Genomic DNA, 15,835 nt, shown 5'->3' with positions numbered 1-15,835 from the left:
CTAGCGCCGTATGAGCCCACTCGCCCGTTTCATCGCGGCGAGCGGGCTGACCAACCTCGGGGACGGGGTGGCGCTGGTGGCATGGGCCTGGGCCGCGTCTCTGCTGACCCGTGATCCGCTCCTGGTGGCGCTGGTGCCGGTGGCGCAACAGGCACCATGGGCGCTTCTGGCGCTGGTCGCGGGCGTGATCACCGACCGGGTCGACCGGCGGCGACTGATCCTTGCCATGGACCTTCTGCGCGCGGCGGCCTTCGCGCTGGTGGCGCTGGCGTTATGGTGGGCCCTGCCTGAGACCGCGCCGACATTTGCAGGGGCAGCGCCGCCGTCCCTCGAGGCCGGGCCGCACGCCGATGCAATTTCCCCCTCGGGCGCAGTAAGCGTTCCACCCTCTGCAGCCGCCTCCCGGCCCAACGCGCAGGCGGCGCCAGTTGTGGGCGTTGTCTCAGTGCCCGCCTACCTTGCGCTTGTGCTGGGGGCGTTGCTGGTCGGCGCGGCGGAGGTGTTTCGCGATAATGCCGCCCAAACTATGCTGCCCTCCATGGTGCCCCATGCCCGGCTCGAGGCCGCCAACGGGCGGCTTTGGGCCGCCGAGCTGTCCGGCAACGCCCTCATCGGCCCGCCACTGGGTGCGGCGCTGGTGGCGATCGCCCTGCCCCTGCCCTTCGCGCTCAACGCGCTGGCCTATGGCGCCGCCGCGCTGGTGGTCCTGAGCATCGCGGGCAGCTTTGCGCCGGGCCGTACCAGCCCGCGCCCATGGCGCACCGAACTGGCCGAGGGCGCGGTGTTCCTGCGCGCCCGTCCGCTGCTGGTGCTGCTGGCGGGGGTCACGGGGCTGTGGAACCTGTTCTTCCAGATGGCCAGCATCGCGCTGGTGCTGCACGCGCAGGAGGGACTTGGCCTGTCGGCACAGGCCTTCGGCCTCGTGCTGGCAGCGGGTGCGGTGGGCGGCATTTTCGGCGGCTTTGTCGGCGAGCCGCTGGTCAAACACTTCGGCCCCGGCAGGGTGGCGCAATGGGCGCTGGCGGTCTCGGCACCGAGCTTCGTCGGCATCGCGCTGGCCTCGGGCGCGGCGAGCCTCGGGGCGGTGCTGGCGGCATTCCACTGCGCCGGGATGGTGTGGAACACGGTCTCCGTGGCCACCCGGCAGCGCCTCATTCCGGGGCCGCTGCTGGGGCGGGTCAACAGCATCTACCGGCTGCTGGCATGGGGCATGATGCCGGTGGGGCTGCTCCTGTCAGGGATCATCACCCGCGCCGCCGATGGCCCGCTGCCACGGGCCACGGCGCTGGAGCTGCCGTTCTGGATCGCCGCCATCGGCGTCGGGCTGCTGACACTGGCCGCGTGGCGTGGCATCGGGCGCGGGCTGGCGCGCTAGGGCAAGAAGCTGCAGACGTCCTCGCCCGGTGCCACATGGCAGTGTATCATGTTGATCATTCACAGTTCCACCTCGTGCAACTCGCGCGTGGCGGCGGCGCAGCAATCCTCGACCACCACCACAGCGAAGCTCTCGTAAGCCAGCGAGCGCACCGATGAGCTGATGCGCTGGTCGGTGACGATCCCCGCCCCTTTGGCATCCCGCACGCCCAGATTGTGCAGCACCATCCGAAGGTTGGTGTCCGTCAGGCGCTGTCAGTGGTCTTGGTCAACACGAGCTTGTCCCCCACCGGCGCGACCGCGTCGGCGAACTGGGCGTCAGCGCGGCCCTTGGGCGGCAGCAGGTGGTTGACCCCCGGCGTCTTCCGGCTGAGCGAGCGGTCCGCGCCGCTGTCGTCGAGGCAGGCGATGCGAGCGTGGATCGCCTCGATCCACTGCGCACGCACCCGATCCTGCAGCGCGGCGGTCTTATGGATCACCACCCCCCACATCCGCGCAAAGTACGGCGGCCAACGGGCGGCCACGCGGATCGCCCCGGTCCCTTCACTCGGGGGCGCAAGACACATCAGATCTCGCTGATTGCCTCGAGGCTCTCGGGCAGGATCTGCCCGCCGTCCACCACGATCTGCTGGCCGGTGACATAGCCCGCCTCGTCGGACGCAAAGTAGAGCGCAGCGTTGCCGATGTCCTCCACCGCGCCAAGCCGCTTCAGCGGGATCGAGGCGGCCATGCCGTCGAGGTAATCCTGCCCCAGATCCGCCAGCCCTTCAGTCATGATGTTGCCGGGCATCACCGCGTTGATGGTCGTGCCGTAGCGCGCAAGCTCCATGGCGGCGGTCTTAAGGAAACCCAGCTGACCCGATTTCGACGCGCGGTAATGCGCCCAGCCCGGATAGCCCGTGACCGGCCCGGTGATCGACGAGGTGAGCACCACCCGCCCCTTGCTCGCCTTCTCGAAGATCGGGATGCAGGCCTTTACGCACAGAAAGCTGCTCTTGAGGTTCACTGACATCACCTCGTCCCAGTCGCTTGGGGACATGTCCACCAGCTTGATCTGCGGGAAGATACCGGCATTGGCGCAGAGGATGTCGACGCCCCCAAAGGTTTCGACAGTGGTGGCGACCATCTGCTGCACGCTGTCCCAGTCGGCGACGTCGGTGGCATGCCATGCGGCGGTCCCGCCCGCCGCCTCGATTTCGGCCACCGTGGCCTTCGCCGCAGCCTCGCCCCGCGCAGCGATCATCACCTTTGCCCCCTGCCGGGCAAAGACCATGGCGATGCCCCGACCGATGCCCTTGGAGCCGCCGGTAACGATGACCGACTTGCCTGCGATGGATGTGAGCATGTGCCGTTCTCCCTGTTGTCCCTGTTGGTGGATGCCTCGCTTTCGGGCAGTTCCCCGGCAGTGAGCCGCGATGGTGTGGCGAGCCGCAAGCAAAATGTTGCAAGTCAAAGGCCAAGCTCCTAGCCCCTGAGAGGATTGCATGGAAAAGGGGCAGGATGGCATGGCGGGACTGTATGAAAGCGGCTTCACGGAACGGCTGCGCCTTGGGGCGATATCGCTGCTGCCGCGCTGGGGGCTGTCCGAGGACACGCAGGTGCGGTTGCTGACCCTGTCCGAGAACGCCACCTTCCTTGCCACCGATCCCGCCCGCCCCGCGCCGGTGATCCTGCGCGTCCACCGCCCCGCCTATCACACGAGGTCCGAAATCGCGTCCGAGCTTTCGTGGATCGAGGCGCTGCGGGCCGATGGCGCGGTGGACACCCCCGCTCCTCTGCCGATGACCGACGGCAGCCTCATCGCAAGCTTTGAGGACGGACCCGAGACCCGGCACGTGGTGGCCTTCGCCTTCATGTCCGGGTCCGAGCCCGAGGCAAGCGAAGACCTTGCGTCAGGGTTCGAGATGCTGGGCGCGATCTCGGCCCGGCTGCATGCCCATGTGCGCGGCTGGCCCCCGCCCGAGGGGTTCACCCGCAAGACGTGGAATTTCGAGACCTCCTTTGGCCCCGCCCCGCTCTGGGGAGACTGGCGCGAGGCCATCGCCCTCGACGCAGGCGGGCGCGATACGCTGGAACGGCTTTGCAACCTGCTCGAGGCGAAGCTTGCGGCCTATGGCGCGGGGCCGGACCGCTTCGGGCTGGTGCATGCGGACCTGCGGCTTGCCAACCTTCTGGAAGATGACGGGCGGCTTGGTGTGATCGACTTCGACGACTGCGGCTTTTCGTGGTTCGTCTATGATTTCGCCGCCGCGGTGTCCTTCCTTGAAACCGAACCCTATCTGCCAGTCCTTCAGGAAGCTTGGGTGCGCGGCTACCGCAGCGTCGCGCCGCTAGGCGACGAGCATGTTGCCATGATCCCCACCTTCGTGATGGTCCGCCGCCTGCTGCTGACCGCATGGATCGCGAGCCACGCAGAAACTGAAACGGCCGCCCTTGCGGGGCACGGCACCTATACCCAAGGCACCGTCGCGCTGGCCCGCGCCTACATGGCGGAGCATGGCGCATGAGCAAGGTTCGGCAGATCCTCGACATGAACGCCTTTGACGGCGCGGGCGCCACCGGCGCGGTGGCCCGGCGGCTGGGCAACCTCGGGGCGGCGTCGGTGCTGTTCTATCGCGAGCCGATCGAGATGGTGTCCGCCTCGGGCGCGTGGATGATGGCAAAGGACGGCAGGCGCTATCTCGACTTCTACAACAACGTGCCGTCGGTGGGGCATTCGCATCCAAAGGTGGTGGAGGCCGTGAGCCGCCAGATCGCCACGCTTAACACCAACACCCGCTACGTGGTGGGCATCGTCGATGACTACCTTGATGCGCTCAAGGCGAGGCTTCCGGACCACCTTGAGAACGTGGTGCTGACCTGCTCGGGGTCCGAGGCAAACGACCTTGCGATCCGGGTAGCGCGGGCCGTGACCGGCGCGCGCGGCATCATCGTCACCGAGACTGCCTATCACGGCAACACCGCGCTGGTGACCGAGGCGTCGCCTTCCGCCCTAAAGCGCGGCAGACTGCCCGACAGCGTCATCGCCATCCCCGCCCCCGGCCATGCGAGCTATGGCGAGGACATCTCTGCCGGGTTCCGCGCGGCGACCGAGGCCGCCATGGCAGAGCTGGCCCGACGCGGCATGGGAACGGCGGCGCTGCTGGTGGATTCGATCTTCAGCTCCGACGGGATCTTTGCGGACCCTGCGGGCTTTCTGGCCCCGGCGGCAGAGGCCGTGCAGTCCGCCGGAGGGCTGGTCATCTCAGATGAGGTGCAACCGGGCTTCGGGCGCACCGGCGAGGCGTTCTGGGGGTTTGCGCGGCATGGGCTTTGCCCGGACATCGTGACCATGGGCAAACCCATGGGCAACGGCTTTCCCGTGGCGGGCATGGCGGCACGGCCCGATCACCTTGCGGCCTTCTGCCGGGAAACGGGGTATTTCAACACTTTCGGCGGCAATCCGGTGGCGGCGGCGGCAGGCCTTGCGGTGCTCGAGGTGATCGAGACCGAGGCGCTGCAGGCCAATGCCGCGCAGGTCGGGGCACATCTTCTGTCAGGCCTGAAGGCGCTTTCAGCAAGGTCCCCCCGTATCGCGGATGTGCGCGGTGCGGGGCTGTTCATCGGCGTGGACCTTTGCACGGCGGATGCCGAGGCCGCGCCAGACCCTGAATACACCGTCACCGTCATCAACGCCTTGCGCGAGGCCGGGATTCTCATCGGAGCCGCCGGGCGTTTTGGCGCGACACTGAAGGTGCGCCCGCCCCTGTGCCTCACCGCAGGCGAAGCGGATGGGTTCCTTCGCAGCCTCACCGACGCCATCGAGGATTGACGCCCGCCCTTGCAAAGCCACGGAATATCAAGGACTCTGCATCAAAACTCCCTCAAGGAGGTCTTGGGCATGTCGGGGCGGTATTCGGGACTGGACGCGTTCCTCAGGCAGGGGAAGGCCGCCCTTGGGAAAGGGCCCGTTGCCATGGTGTTCTGCGAGGACCAGACCGAAGTCGACACCACCCTGCGCCACCACATTCAGTGCGGTTTTCACTGCGTCATCGGCTTCATGTCGCCGCACATTACCCTTGCCAGCGACGTGGAGCGCCGCGTGCACCGGGTGGATTACGATCTCGGGGCGGACCGGGCGGTCCCCGACGCGGTGAACCGGGTGAACGACGCAGGCCTGGGGACGTGGATGTTCTGGTGCTACAACGCGGAATACCTCTTCTATCCCTATTGCGAGACCCGGCTGATTGCCGAGATGCTGACCTTCCATGCGGAAGAACGGCGGTCAGCCATGCTGACCTACGTGATCGACCTCTACCCCGGCAGCCTGACGCGGTTCCCGAACGGCGTGTCGCTGGACGATGCATGGCTGGATCGGTCGGGTTACTATGCGCAGGCCAGAAGCGATCCGGCCCGCCACAACCATCCGCACGAACGGCAACTGGATTTCTTCGGAGGTCTGCGTTGGCGCTATGAAGAACACATCCCGGAGGAGCGTCGCAGGATCGACCGGATCTCGATCTTCCGTGCCAAGGCAGGGCTGAAACTGCGGGAGAGCCACCTATTCTCGGACGAGGAATACAATACCTATGCCTGCCCGTGGCATAACAACCTCACGGCGGCGCTGGTGTCGTTCCGCACAGCGAAAGCGCTGAAGCGCAATCCGGGAAGCAGCTTCGACATCGACAGCTTCCGCTGGCACAACTCCGTGCCGTTCGAATGGCATTCACGCCAGCTTCTGGACCTGGGGTTGATGGAGCCCGGGCAATGGTTCTAGCGCACCCCGCTCCGGTTCGAAGCAGGATGACGCTCTGACCTTATGCGGGATACCCCTTTGCGGGATCAGTCGAACTGCTCGGTGACGATGTCGCTGTCTTTAACGCCGATCTTCTTGAGCGCGTCACTTAACTCGTCCAGCATGGGCTGGGGCCCACAGATGTAGCAGGTGTCACGCCCGGCCGAGACGTATTCCGAGAGCAGATCCGCATCGATGCGGTCATGGTAGAGCGGGCTGTCGGGCTCGTCGGTGACGATGTAGCGGGTCTGGAGGCCCGGCATCTTGTCGAAATCGTCACGCAGGATGATGTCGCGCTCCGCCTTGTTCGAGAAGATGAGCGTGTTGCCATCCAGGGTGCCCTTCTGGTCGAGCTTCTTGCGCAGGATCGAGATGAAGGGCGTGACCCCGGCGCCGCCGGCGATGAAGACCCCATTCCCCTCGTCCTCGATGGCGCCCCACACGTCCTTGAAGATCAGCGCGTCACCGGGCTGAAGCTTGGCGAGGCGGGCGGTCATGCCGTCGTGATCCTCGTCGCTTTCAGGGTAGCACTTTATGACGAACTCGAGGTGATCTTCCTGCGGCAGCGAGGTCATGGTGAACGATCGCCATTCCTCGCGCCAGTCGTCGAGGTCAAGGGCGATGTGCGCGGCCTGACCGGGGGCGTAGGAAAAGTCCTCCGGCTTGTCGAGGGTCAGCGTCAACGTGTCATGGGTGACTGTATCGATAGAGCGGATGGTAATCTTGCGTGTCATTGGAAATCCTCCTTTGACAGGCAAACCAGCAGCCGCGCCCGGTGGTTCCGCAGCACAAATTCCTCTCAAAGGAATTTGCCGTCCGGCTCAGGTCTTGGGGCGCAGGCGGATCACCACGTCCACCGAGGCTATCTCAGAACCCTCCGGCACGTCCGGCAGCCGCGAGATCACCATCTGGTCGGCGGGCGCATCAGTGAGATGGCCGTCCTGTTCCCAGAAGAAATGCGGATGCTCGTGGGTGTTGGTGTCGAAGTAGCTGCGCGATCCGTCTACCGTGACTTCCTGCATCAGGCCGGCTTCACAGAACGCTTTGAGCGTATTGTAGACCGTGGCAAGCGACACGCTTTCACCTTGGTCCTTGACGGCGGCAAACAGGCTTTCGGCGGTGACGTGACGGTTGTTCCCGTCTCCGACAAGCAATGCCGCCAGCGCGACGCGCTGACGGGTGGGGCGAACGCCCGCCTCGCCCAGCCACTCCGTGCCCCTGCGAATTGCTTCGGTGGTCATATGCTTTCCAATCGTATCGACGCCTTGTGAATATAAGGGTTCGGGGCCTGCGATTTCAAATGGAATTCTCGCGAGCGGCCCATGCCCCGCCCTGACCGCGCTCTTCGTACCAGCTTTGCGCCCGCCCTTTCCCCACCGCGCCAGCCTTGCAAGCGGCGCGCGGCCGGTGATAGAGGAAGGCCCGAACCCGACCTATTGACACAACACGCAACAAGGGGCCTTCGACACATGGCCGACTACCCGACCAGCTTCGGCAAGGAAGACCTTCTCAAATGCGCCCGCGGCGAGCTTTTCGGCCCGGGCAACGCGCAGCTTCCCGCGCCGCCCATGCTGATGATGGACCGCATCACCGAGATTTCGGGGGATGGCGGCGCTCATGGCAAGGGCCACGTGATTGCCGAGTTCGACATCACTCCGGACCTGTGGTTCTTCGACTGCCACTTTCCCGGAAACCCGATCATGCCCGGCTGCCTCGGCCTTGACGGCCTGTGGCAGCTGACCGGCTTCAACCTCGGCTGGCGTGGCTGGCAGGGGCGCGGCTATGCGCTTGGCGTGGGCGAGGTGAAGCTGACCGGAATGGTGCGGCCGGACCGCAAGATGCTGACCTACAAGATCGACTTCACCAAGGCCGTGCAGACCCGCCGCCTGACCATGGGTGTCGCCGACGGCATCGTAGAAGCTGATGGCGAAGTGATCTATCAGGTCAAGGACATGAAGGTCGCACTAAGCGAAAGCTGAGGCCGGACCTCAACGCATGTCAGGAAGGGGATCGCTGTGGCGGTCCCCTTTTTCATGCGTGGCCCGCCCCGCCAAACAGCTCCGGCCAAGACTGACGCGGCCGCGAACTGCACGCTTCGCAGGCAGTAATCTCGGCCCAACACGCTGAAGCGGCAATTTCTTGCAAGATGATAACAGGATATTAGTGCCTGTCTTTTATGAAAGACGGGATTGATGCAGCATCGAATAGGAACCGATCGACCATTCCAAAGGAGGAACACATGTCTCGGATCGCCTGCCTTGCAGGAGCTTTGGTTTGTGCCGCACAGACGACAGCTGCATCGCCCAGCCCAATTGGGACCGCACCGATACCGGCCGCGGAGGCAGCCGCAGCATTCGGCGGCTTCAGCGCAGTTAGTCTGGATGCAAGCCGCGTCCAGCAAGAACTTGTCTCGCTGGGCTTCAATCTTGGCGCCATCGACGGGCTGCGGACCGATCAGACCGAAGATGCGCTTCAGGGCTTTGCCGACCGGTATGCCCGCGCCTTTGGCGACACCCCCGATCCCCGCAACGCCCTGGCCGATGTCTACGCCCGCTGCGTGACCCCCGCCAACGCCGTGGACAGCAACCTCGATTACTGCAACCGCTTTGCCCGCGCCGCCAAGGTGGCCCCCAGCGATGACGCCATCTCGGAGTTTGCGCATTTTCCCGACTTCTATGCCCAGCTCAGCTGCAATGGCACCGGCCCGACCGAGACCGATGCGGAAAAGCTCATCTCAGGGGTCTTTCGCGATGCGCAGGTGATCTACTACTTCGAGGATTTCATGGACTGGATGCTGCAGGTCAGCGCCGAAACTCTCGAAGACAGCGCATCCCCCTGTTCCGGCGAAGGCGCCACCGCGGCCCGCGAGGCCGAAGCCCTACAGACGCTGGAACACAAGGCCAGCCGCATGCAGGCCTATTACATCCTCAGCCGGGTTGAAAAGGCGCGCGACTGACGCCATTCGCCGCGCCGCAAGCAGCGGCGCGGGCCAAACCCGTCCTTGCACGCCCCTCCCCTCTTGCCCTAAACACCGGGCAACCAACACAAGGGAGGCCATATGCGCCGCGTCGTCGTCACCGGACTGGGCATCGTATCGTCCATCGGCAACAACGCCGAAGAGGTTCTCGCATCTCTGAAGGCGGGCCGTTCGGGCATCACCGCCAACGAACAGATGAAGGAACACGGTTTCCGCAGCCAGATCGCGGGTGCCGTCGACATCGACCTCTCGGCCCACGTGGAAAAGCGCGCCCTGCGCTTCATGGGCCCGGGTGCCGCCTACGCCCATATCGCCATGCAGCAGGCCATCGCCGATGCGGGGCTTGAGGAGAGCGACATCATCAACCCGCGCACCGGCCTTGTCGCCGGCTCGGGCGGGCCGTCCACCTCGGCGCTGCTGACCGCGCATCAGGCTGTCCTGAACTCGGGCAGCACCAAGCGCGTTGGCCCCGTCGCCGTGCCCAAGGCCATGAGCTCGACCGTGTCGGCGAACCTCGCCACCGCGTTCCAGATCAAGGGCATCAACTACTCCATCACCTCGGCCTGCTCGACCTCGCTGCATTGCATCGGCAACGCAGCCGAGCAGATCATGATGGGCAAGCAGGACGTGATGTTCGCAGGCGGCGGCGAGGAACTGGACTGGACCCTGTCCTGCCTGTTTGATGCAATGGGCGCCATGTCCTCGAAATACAACGACACGCCGCAAAAGGCTTCGCGCGCGTTCGACAAGGACCGGGACGGTTTCGTCATCTCGGGCGGCGGCGGCATCGTCGTGCTCGAAGACCTGGAACACGCCAAGGCGCGCGGCGCGACGATCTACGCCGAAGTCACCGGCTATGCCGCCACCTCTGACGGGCACAACATGGTCGCCCCCTCCGGCGAAGGCGGCGAGCGCGCCATGCGGCTTGCGCTTCAGACCCTGGCCGAAGGCCGCAAGGTCGGCTACATCAACGCGCACGGCACCTCGACCCCGGTCGGCGATGTCGGCGAGGTCGAGGCGGTACGCCGTGTCTTCGGCGACGGCAGCACGCCGCCCATCAGCTCGACCAAGTCGATGACCGGCCACAGCCAGGGCGCCACCGGCGCGCAGGAAGCGATCTATTGCCTGCTGGCACTGAAGAACGACTTCATCATCCCGTCGATCAACGTCGAAACCCTCGACGAGGCGCTGAAGCCGGCCGAGATCGCCACCTCGCTGGTCGAGAACGCGGGCCTTGATACGGTATTGACCAACTCCTTCGGCTTCGGCGGAACCAACGGCTCCATGCTGCTGTCCCGCTACCTCGACTGACAACAATAAAAGCAACGGATAGAACGACATGTCGGAGCTTCTGAAGGGCAAACGCGGTCTGGTCATGGGCGTCGCGAACGACCGCTCGATCGCATGGGGCATCGCCAAGGCGCTGCACGAAGCCGGGGCCGAGCTGGCCTTCACCTACCAGGGTGAAGCCTTCGGCAAGCGGTTGGAACCGCTGGCGGCGTCGGTCGGCAGCGATTTCATGGTCGACGTGGACGTGACCGACGATGCCTCGCTGGATGCTGCGTTCGAGCAGCTTGGCGCACGCTGGCCGACCATCGACTTCGTGGTCCACGCCATCGCCTTCTCCGACAAGTCGGAGCTCACGGGCCGGATCCTCAACACCAGCCGCGACAACTTCCGCAACTCGCTCGACATCTCGTGCTACAGCTTCCTCGACGTGGCGCGCCGTGCGCATCCGCTGATGGTCGAGAACGGCGGCACGCTGCTGACCCTCACCTATGACGGCTCGCACCGCGTGGTGCCGAACTACAACGTCATGGGCGTGGCCAAGGCGGCGCTGGAATCGGCGACCCGCTACCTTGCCAACGATCTTGGCCCCGACGGCATCCGTGTCAACGCCGTGTCCCCCGGCCCGATGAAGACCCTTGCCGGGGCGGCCATCGGCGGTGCGCGCAAGACCTACAAGCACACCGACACGAACGCGCCCCTGCGTTCCAACGCCACACTCGAGGCGGTGGGCGGCACGGCGGTCTACCTCGTGTCCGACGCGGGCGCTTTCACCACCGGTGAGATCATCCACGTCGATGGCGGCTACCACGTGCTGGGCATGCCCCAGTACGAGAACCTCTGAAGGCACGCCCATGCTGACCGCAATCATCGACTACGAAAGCGGCAATCTGCACTCGGCGGAAAAGGCGTTCCAGCGCATGGCCGCCGAAACGGGTGCCGGCAAGGTGGTGGTCACCACGGACCCTGACGTTGTGGCAAAGGCCGACCGCATCGTGTTGCCCGGCGACGGGGCCTTCCCGTCCTGCGCCGCTGCGCTGCGCAAATCGGGCTGCTTCCAGGCGATGATCGAGGCGGTGGAAACCCGCGGTGTGCCCTTCCTTGGAATCTGCGTGGGCATGCAGCTTCTGGCCCGCACCGGGCATGAATACGAGGACACGCCTGGCCTTGGCTGGATCGACGGCGAAGTGCGCCGCATCCGGCCCGCCGATCCGTCCTTCAAGGTGCCGCACATGGGCTGGAACGATCTCGTGGTCGACACGCCCCACCCGGTGCTTGACGGGCTGTCGAGCGGCGAGCACGCCTATTTCGTCCACTCCTACCAGATGGAGATGGCTGATCCCGCGCAGCGCGTCGCCCACGTGGATTACGCCGGTGACGTGACTGCCGTGGTGGCGAAGGACACGGTGGTGGGCTTCCAGTTCCACCCTGAGAAAAGCGCCCACGCCGGCCTGCGGATGATCGCGAACTTCCTCGGCTGGAAACCCTGACGATCCGGCGTCCGGGGGCCAGCCCCCGGCCCCATCGGGCCTGCCCCGGGCACCCTGCTGACGGGCCTGTGGCGCGGCTGTCGGGAAAGGCTTCCCCCTTGGCCGCTCCCGGAGTAGAACCGCAGTCATGCCGCGCGCCTTCACCTCCCTCTCCGCCATCCTGAACCACGGCTTCGACACGGTCATCGACGTGCGAAGCCCTGCCGAATACGCCGAGGATCACGTCCCCGGCGCCATCAGTCTGCCGGTTCTCGACAACGAGGAACGCGCCCGCGTCGGCACCATCTATAAGCAGCAGTCGCCCTTCCTTGCCCGCAAGCTGGGCGCAGCGCTGGTGTTCCGCAATGCCGCCGCGCATATCGAGGGGCCGCTGTCGCACCATGATGGTGGCTGGCGGCCGCTGGTCTACTGCTGGCGCGGCGGGCAACGCTCGGGCTCGTTCGGCTGGATGCTGAGCCAGATCGGCTGGCGGGCCGAGGTTGTCGAGGGCGGCTACCGCACCTACCGCCGCCTCGTGACGGCGGCGCTCTACGACGAGCCGCTGCCCTTCCGGCTGATCCAGCTTGGCGGCTACACAGGCACTGCCAAGACCGCCCTTTTGCCGAAGCTTGCGGCACGCGGCGTGCAGGTGCTTGATCTCGAGGGGCTGGCGAACCACCGCGGCTCGCTGCTTGGCGGCATGGGCGGGCAGCCCAGCCAGAAGGCCTTCGAGACGGCGTTGGCGCAGGCGATGAACGCGCTCGATCCGGCCCGGCCCGTACTGGTCGAGGCCGAAAGCTCCAAGATCGGGCAGATCCTGCTGCCACCCTCCCTGTGGGAGGCGATGAAGACCGCGAAATGGGTCGAGGTCACCGCCCCGCTCGAGGCAAGGGCGCACTATCTCGATGCCGCCTACGATGACATCCTGTCCGACGGCGAACGGCTGAAGGACATGCTCGGGCCGCTGCGCTACCATCGCGGCCACGAGCTCGTGAACCATTGGGACACGCTGATCGACGCAGGCGAGCGGGTGGCGCTCTGCCGGTCGCTGGCGGCGGATCACTACGATCCGGCCTACGAGAAATCCATGCGTGCCATGACCCCCGACGTGATGAGCCGCTTTGAGACGCTGACCCTCGATGATGCCGGACTCGAGGCGTTGGCCGAGCGCATGGCCGAGCGGCTTCGGAGCTGATCGGCGTCATCTTGCAAGGCCGAAGGGCCAATGCAGCGCACCATGGCTCATGGCATATCATGTGATGCCCGGAGGCTGAGCAAAGCCCAAACGCGTGGGCCGCCCGGCGTCCGCACGCGATACCCACATGGAAGAGGTTAGCAGTGCGTAGCGCCGGGAAGCGGCCTTTGGTAGGCTCGGTACAGTCTCCGAACCGCAGGGCGGCGGGTGTGTGATCCAAGGTGCAACTCTCAGGCACTCGCCCTCCGACAAAGCAGGTCTTTGGACCCGGCGCACGGCCCCTCCCCCGAGCGTGAGGGACCGTTCACGGTATGCTGGACGCTGGACGAGCGTGTGTCGACGGTCGCCCTCTCAGGCCAGTTCGATATGACCGGGCCAGGTGCCCTCGATCCGGCCGATGACAGCGGCCTCGAAGCCCGCCTCCCTCAGCTCTGTCACCCGTGACGCGCCTTCCGGGATCGCCGCCAGCAGCCCGCCCCCGGTCTGCGGATCGAAGAGCAGGTCCACCAGTGCGCCCGTCCCCGCCAGACCGGGCACCGCATCACGGTTCTTGGGATACAGCGTCGACCGCACGCCCCGCTCCGCCAGCCCCAGCGCGCCGGGCAGCAGCGGGATCGCCGCGAGGTCCAGCTTGGCCGACAGGCCCGAGGCCATGAGAATGCCGTGCAGGTGCCCCGCAAGGCCAAAGCCCGTGACATCCGTCATTGCATGGGCCCCGCGCAAAAGACGCGCCGCCTCGCCCTGAGGCCGCGCCATGCTGTCCAGTGCCACCGCCACGTCTGCCCCGCGGGCAAGGCCCTGCATTTCGGCGGCCATGACAACGCCGGACCCGATGGGTTTGGTCAGCACAAGGTCATCACCCTGCCGCGCGCCGCGCAAGGTGATCGGGTCTGCCTCGCAAAGGCCGGTGAGTGACAGGCCGATGGTCATCTCGTCGCCCATGGAGCTGTGCCCGCCCACCACCTCGGCCCCGGCCTCGCGCAGAATGTCGGAAGCGGTGGCCATGATCTCGGTCAGGGTTCGGGCGGCCAGAGTTTCGGACATACGTGGCAGGGTCAGCGCGAGGGTGGCCGCCTGCGGCTCGGCGCCCATGGCCCAGATGTCGCCCAATGCGTGGACCGTGGCGATGCGGGTCATCATCACCGGGTCGTCCACGAAGGCGCGCAGGTGGTCCGTGGTCATCACCTGCCGCACGCCCCCGGTCAGCAGCAGCGCAGCGTCGTCCCCAGGCAGCGCGGTCACGTCCTCGCGGCGGGGTGGAGGCAGCTGGGCCAGTGCAGCGCCAAGCGCATCACGCCCCACCTTTGCGCCGCAGCCGCCGCACATGGGCTTGTCGCCGAGCGCCTCAATGCTGCCGGCGGCGCGGGGTACCGGCAGCGGCGGCGAGGTCATCTGCGGCAGGTCGGTGAACCTGCGCATGAATTTGCGGTCGATGTGATCCTTCCAGCGCCACATGAGCGGCCCCGAGGGCGCGATGCCGAAGCGGTCCGCAAGGGCGCTCTGCTCTCCCAGCGAGATCAGCTTGAGGTAATCGCGCTGCGGCCGGTAGGGCTTCAGAGCGCCCTCCTCCGCCAGCCGCCTGCGAAGGTTCCCGAGCAGGATCGGCGCCTCGCGCACCGCAAAGACCCCGGCCTTGGGGCGCGGAGAGGCGCTGAGATGGGCGCAGTCCCCCGCCGCAAAGATATCGGGGTCCGAGCTTTGCAGGCAGGCGTTCACCGACACGTAGCCGTCCTTCAGCGCAAGGCCGGTCTCTGCCAGCCAGCCTTGGGGCCTTGCGCCCGCCGCGCCGGTGACGAAATCCGCCGCCAGCTGGGTTCCATCGGCCAGCACCAGCCCCTCGGCAGTGACCTGGGCGATCTGCGCCTGTTCGATGATCTCGACCCCCTGCACGCTCAGCGCCTTGCGCAACTTGGCCGCAGCCTTCGGGCGCAGCGCCGACAGCGCCGGCCCCCGGTCCACCAGCCGCACCGAGGCCGCACGGCCCCGCCCCCGCAGGGCATGGGCCATGGCAGCGGCCAGCTCGGCCCCGGCAACACCGCCACCGATCACGGCCACGGAGGCCGGGCCATTACCGCCAAGATAGGCCTGCCAGCGGCTCGCGAAGGAACCGAGCGGCTTGGCCGGCACGCCATGATCGGCAAAGCCCGGAAGGTCGGGCATGTCCGAGGTTACGCCGATGTCGATAGAGGCGACATCGAAGCCAACCGGGGGTCGACCGTCCACAGCGATCTCGCGCCGGGCAAGGTCGATCCCCGAGGCGGCCCCTAGGATCACCCGCGCCCCGGCGAACCGGGCAAGCTGCACAAGGTCGATATCCAGCGCCTCGCGCGGGTAATGGCCAGCCACGTGGCCCGGCAGCATCCCCGAATAGGGCGCGGTGGGGCCGGGGTTGATCAGCGTGACGCGCGCGCCCGGAAGCGGGTCCATGCCCCACATGCGCAGGACCAGCGCATGGGCATGGCCGCCCCCGATCAGCACGAGGTCGCGGGTCAGCGGCAGCGTCGGGGCTTTCATGGCAGGCTCCGGGTAGACGGTGTTGAAGCGCGGTCTAGCACGCCCCTCGACTGCTGCCCACATACCCTGACCGCGCCGGGCCCTCAGAACCGCTCGCCCTGCCCGTCCGGCAGCATGACGTGCTGCCCTTCGGGCAGCCCTTGGCCCGTCACTGCCGTCTGACAGGCAGCCCGATGATCGCCAGTCACCGCCGATGGGCAGCACCGCGACGCCCGCCTGACAACGCTCTGGGCGCCCTCTCTGCC

At 66.5% G+C, this 15,835-nt stretch carries 16 protein-coding genes; 10 read left to right on the top strand and 6 right to left on the bottom strand.

Going from position 1 to position 15,835, the window contains the following annotated elements; all coding sequences use genetic code 11:
• Positions 1-10: 10 nt before the first annotated feature.
• A complete protein-coding gene (locus tag IEX41_RS11685; protein WP_188790425.1) occupies positions 11-1,375 on the top strand; it encodes an MFS transporter in 1,365 nt (454 codons plus the stop codon).
• A gap of 59 nt (positions 1,376-1,434) precedes the next feature.
• Here IEX41_RS11685 and IEX41_RS21520 read toward each other — a convergent pair whose 3' ends face one another.
• The 3 genes from IEX41_RS21520 to fabG form a co-directional block, all read right to left on the bottom strand.
• Positions 1,435-1,602 (bottom strand): isochorismatase family protein, encoded by a 168-nt coding sequence (locus IEX41_RS21520; protein WP_229673178.1) that lies wholly within the window; start codon positions 1,600-1,602, stop codon positions 1,435-1,437.
• 17 nt (positions 1,603-1,619) lie between these two features.
• Positions 1,620-1,853, bottom strand: a complete 234-nt coding sequence (locus IEX41_RS21515; RefSeq protein WP_229673176.1) for a hypothetical protein — start codon at positions 1,851-1,853, stop codon at positions 1,620-1,622.
• Between the two features lie 86 nt (positions 1,854-1,939).
• Complete coding sequence (gene fabG, locus IEX41_RS11675; protein ID WP_188790424.1) at positions 1,940-2,719, bottom strand: 3-oxoacyl-ACP reductase FabG; 780 nt, start codon at positions 2,717-2,719, stop codon at positions 1,940-1,942.
• A 139-nt stretch (positions 2,720-2,858) separates the two neighbouring features.
• Between fabG and IEX41_RS11670 the strand changes: the two genes are divergently transcribed.
• The 3 genes from IEX41_RS11670 (at position 2,859) to IEX41_RS11660 (ending at position 6,130) form a co-directional block, all read left to right on the top strand.
• Complete coding sequence (locus IEX41_RS11670; RefSeq protein WP_229673174.1) at positions 2,859-3,881, top strand: phosphotransferase enzyme family protein; 1,023 nt, start codon at positions 2,859-2,861, stop codon at positions 3,879-3,881.
• Positions 3,878-5,185, top strand: coding sequence for an aspartate aminotransferase family protein (locus tag IEX41_RS11665; RefSeq protein ID WP_188790423.1), 1,308 nt, complete (start codon positions 3,878-3,880; stop codon positions 5,183-5,185). The genes IEX41_RS11670 and IEX41_RS11665 overlap by 4 nt, the downstream gene beginning before the upstream one ends.
• Positions 5,186-5,254: 69 nt before the next feature.
• Positions 5,255-6,130 (top strand): hypothetical protein, encoded by an 876-nt coding sequence (locus IEX41_RS11660; RefSeq protein ID WP_188790422.1) that lies wholly within the window; start codon positions 5,255-5,257, stop codon positions 6,128-6,130.
• A gap of 65 nt (positions 6,131-6,195) precedes the next feature.
• Here IEX41_RS11660 and IEX41_RS11655 read toward each other — a convergent pair whose 3' ends face one another.
• Entirely contained in the window at positions 6,196-6,882 is a 687-nt protein-coding gene (locus tag IEX41_RS11655) for an FAD-binding oxidoreductase (protein ID WP_188790421.1), read from the bottom strand.
• 87 nt (positions 6,883-6,969) lie between these two features.
• Positions 6,970-7,389, bottom strand: coding sequence for an iron response transcriptional regulator IrrA (gene irrA / locus IEX41_RS11650; RefSeq protein WP_188790420.1), 420 nt, complete (start codon positions 7,387-7,389; stop codon positions 6,970-6,972).
• A gap of 228 nt (positions 7,390-7,617) precedes the next feature.
• Here irrA and fabA point away from each other — a divergent pair, with 228 nt between their 5' ends.
• The 6 genes from fabA to mnmH all read left to right on the top strand — a co-directional run bounded on the left by fabA (position 7,618) and on the right by mnmH (position 13,076).
• Positions 7,618-8,127, top strand: coding sequence for a bifunctional 3-hydroxydecanoyl-ACP dehydratase/trans-2-decenoyl-ACP isomerase (gene fabA, locus IEX41_RS11645; protein WP_188790419.1), 510 nt, complete (start codon positions 7,618-7,620; stop codon positions 8,125-8,127).
• Positions 8,128-8,387: 260 nt separating this feature from the next.
• Entirely contained in the window at positions 8,388-9,104 is a 717-nt protein-coding gene (locus IEX41_RS11640) for a peptidoglycan-binding domain-containing protein (RefSeq protein ID WP_188790418.1), read from the top strand.
• Positions 9,105-9,206: 102 nt separating this feature from the next.
• Complete coding sequence (gene fabB, locus IEX41_RS11635; RefSeq protein ID WP_188790417.1) at positions 9,207-10,436, top strand: beta-ketoacyl-ACP synthase I; 1,230 nt, start codon at positions 9,207-9,209, stop codon at positions 10,434-10,436.
• Positions 10,437-10,464: 28 nt separating this feature from the next.
• Entirely contained in the window at positions 10,465-11,256 is a 792-nt protein-coding gene (locus IEX41_RS11630) for an enoyl-ACP reductase FabI (protein ID WP_188790416.1), read from the top strand.
• Positions 11,257-11,266: 10 nt separating this feature from the next.
• A complete protein-coding gene (gene hisH / locus IEX41_RS11625) occupies positions 11,267-11,902 on the top strand; it encodes an imidazole glycerol phosphate synthase subunit HisH (RefSeq protein ID WP_188790415.1) in 636 nt (211 codons plus the stop codon).
• Between the two features lie 127 nt (positions 11,903-12,029).
• Positions 12,030-13,076 carry a tRNA 2-selenouridine(34) synthase MnmH gene (gene mnmH, locus IEX41_RS11620; RefSeq protein ID WP_188790414.1) on the top strand — a complete coding sequence of 349 codons (1,047 nt, stop codon included), beginning with the start codon at positions 12,030-12,032 and terminating at the stop codon, positions 13,074-13,076.
• 351 nt (positions 13,077-13,427) lie between these two features.
• Here the strand turns inward: mnmH and IEX41_RS11615 are convergent, their stop codons facing one another.
• Positions 13,428-15,590 carry a selenide, water dikinase SelD gene (locus IEX41_RS11615; RefSeq protein WP_188790413.1) on the bottom strand — a complete coding sequence of 721 codons (2,163 nt, stop codon included), beginning with the start codon at positions 15,588-15,590 and terminating at the stop codon, positions 13,428-13,430.
• Positions 15,591-15,835: the final 245 nt, after the last annotated feature.

Source organism: Salipiger pallidus (assembly GCF_014643635.1).
Taxonomy (GTDB): domain Bacteria; phylum Pseudomonadota; class Alphaproteobacteria; order Rhodobacterales; family Rhodobacteraceae; genus Salipiger; species Salipiger pallidus.
The sequence above is the reverse complement of the archived record's forward strand: the minus strand, read 5'-3'. Positions and strand labels throughout refer to the sequence as shown.

Excerpts from the sequence above, each read along its gene's own strand:
- IEX41_RS11685 (WP_188790425.1), top strand. The coding sequence starts at position 11 with ATGAGCCCACTCGCCCGTTTCATCGCGGCGAGCGGGCTGACCAACCTC.
- IEX41_RS21520 (WP_229673178.1), bottom strand. The coding sequence starts at position 1,602 with ATGGTGCTGCACAATCTGGGCGTGCGGGATGCCAAAGGGGCGGGGATC.
- fabG (WP_188790424.1), bottom strand. The coding sequence starts at position 2,719 with ATGCTCACATCCATCGCAGGCAAGTCGGTCATCGTTACCGGCGGCTCC.
- IEX41_RS11670 (WP_229673174.1), top strand. The coding sequence starts at position 2,859 with ATGGAAAAGGGGCAGGATGGCATGGCGGGACTGTATGAAAGCGGCTTC.
- IEX41_RS11665 (WP_188790423.1), top strand. The coding sequence starts at position 3,878 with ATGAGCAAGGTTCGGCAGATCCTCGACATGAACGCCTTTGACGGCGCG.
- IEX41_RS11660 (WP_188790422.1), top strand. The coding sequence starts at position 5,255 with ATGTCGGGGCGGTATTCGGGACTGGACGCGTTCCTCAGGCAGGGGAAG.
- IEX41_RS11655 (WP_188790421.1), bottom strand. The coding sequence starts at position 6,882 with ATGACACGCAAGATTACCATCCGCTCTATCGATACAGTCACCCATGAC.
- irrA (WP_188790420.1), bottom strand. The coding sequence starts at position 7,389 with ATGACCACCGAAGCAATTCGCAGGGGCACGGAGTGGCTGGGCGAGGCG.
- fabA (WP_188790419.1), top strand. The coding sequence starts at position 7,618 with ATGGCCGACTACCCGACCAGCTTCGGCAAGGAAGACCTTCTCAAATGC.
- IEX41_RS11640 (WP_188790418.1), top strand. The coding sequence starts at position 8,388 with ATGTCTCGGATCGCCTGCCTTGCAGGAGCTTTGGTTTGTGCCGCACAG.
- fabB (WP_188790417.1), top strand. The coding sequence starts at position 9,207 with ATGCGCCGCGTCGTCGTCACCGGACTGGGCATCGTATCGTCCATCGGC.
- IEX41_RS11630 (WP_188790416.1), top strand. The coding sequence starts at position 10,465 with ATGTCGGAGCTTCTGAAGGGCAAACGCGGTCTGGTCATGGGCGTCGCG.
- hisH (WP_188790415.1), top strand. The coding sequence starts at position 11,267 with ATGCTGACCGCAATCATCGACTACGAAAGCGGCAATCTGCACTCGGCG.
- mnmH (WP_188790414.1), top strand. The coding sequence starts at position 12,030 with ATGCCGCGCGCCTTCACCTCCCTCTCCGCCATCCTGAACCACGGCTTC.
- IEX41_RS11615 (WP_188790413.1), bottom strand. The coding sequence starts at position 15,590 with ATGAAAGCCCCGACGCTGCCGCTGACCCGCGACCTCGTGCTGATCGGG.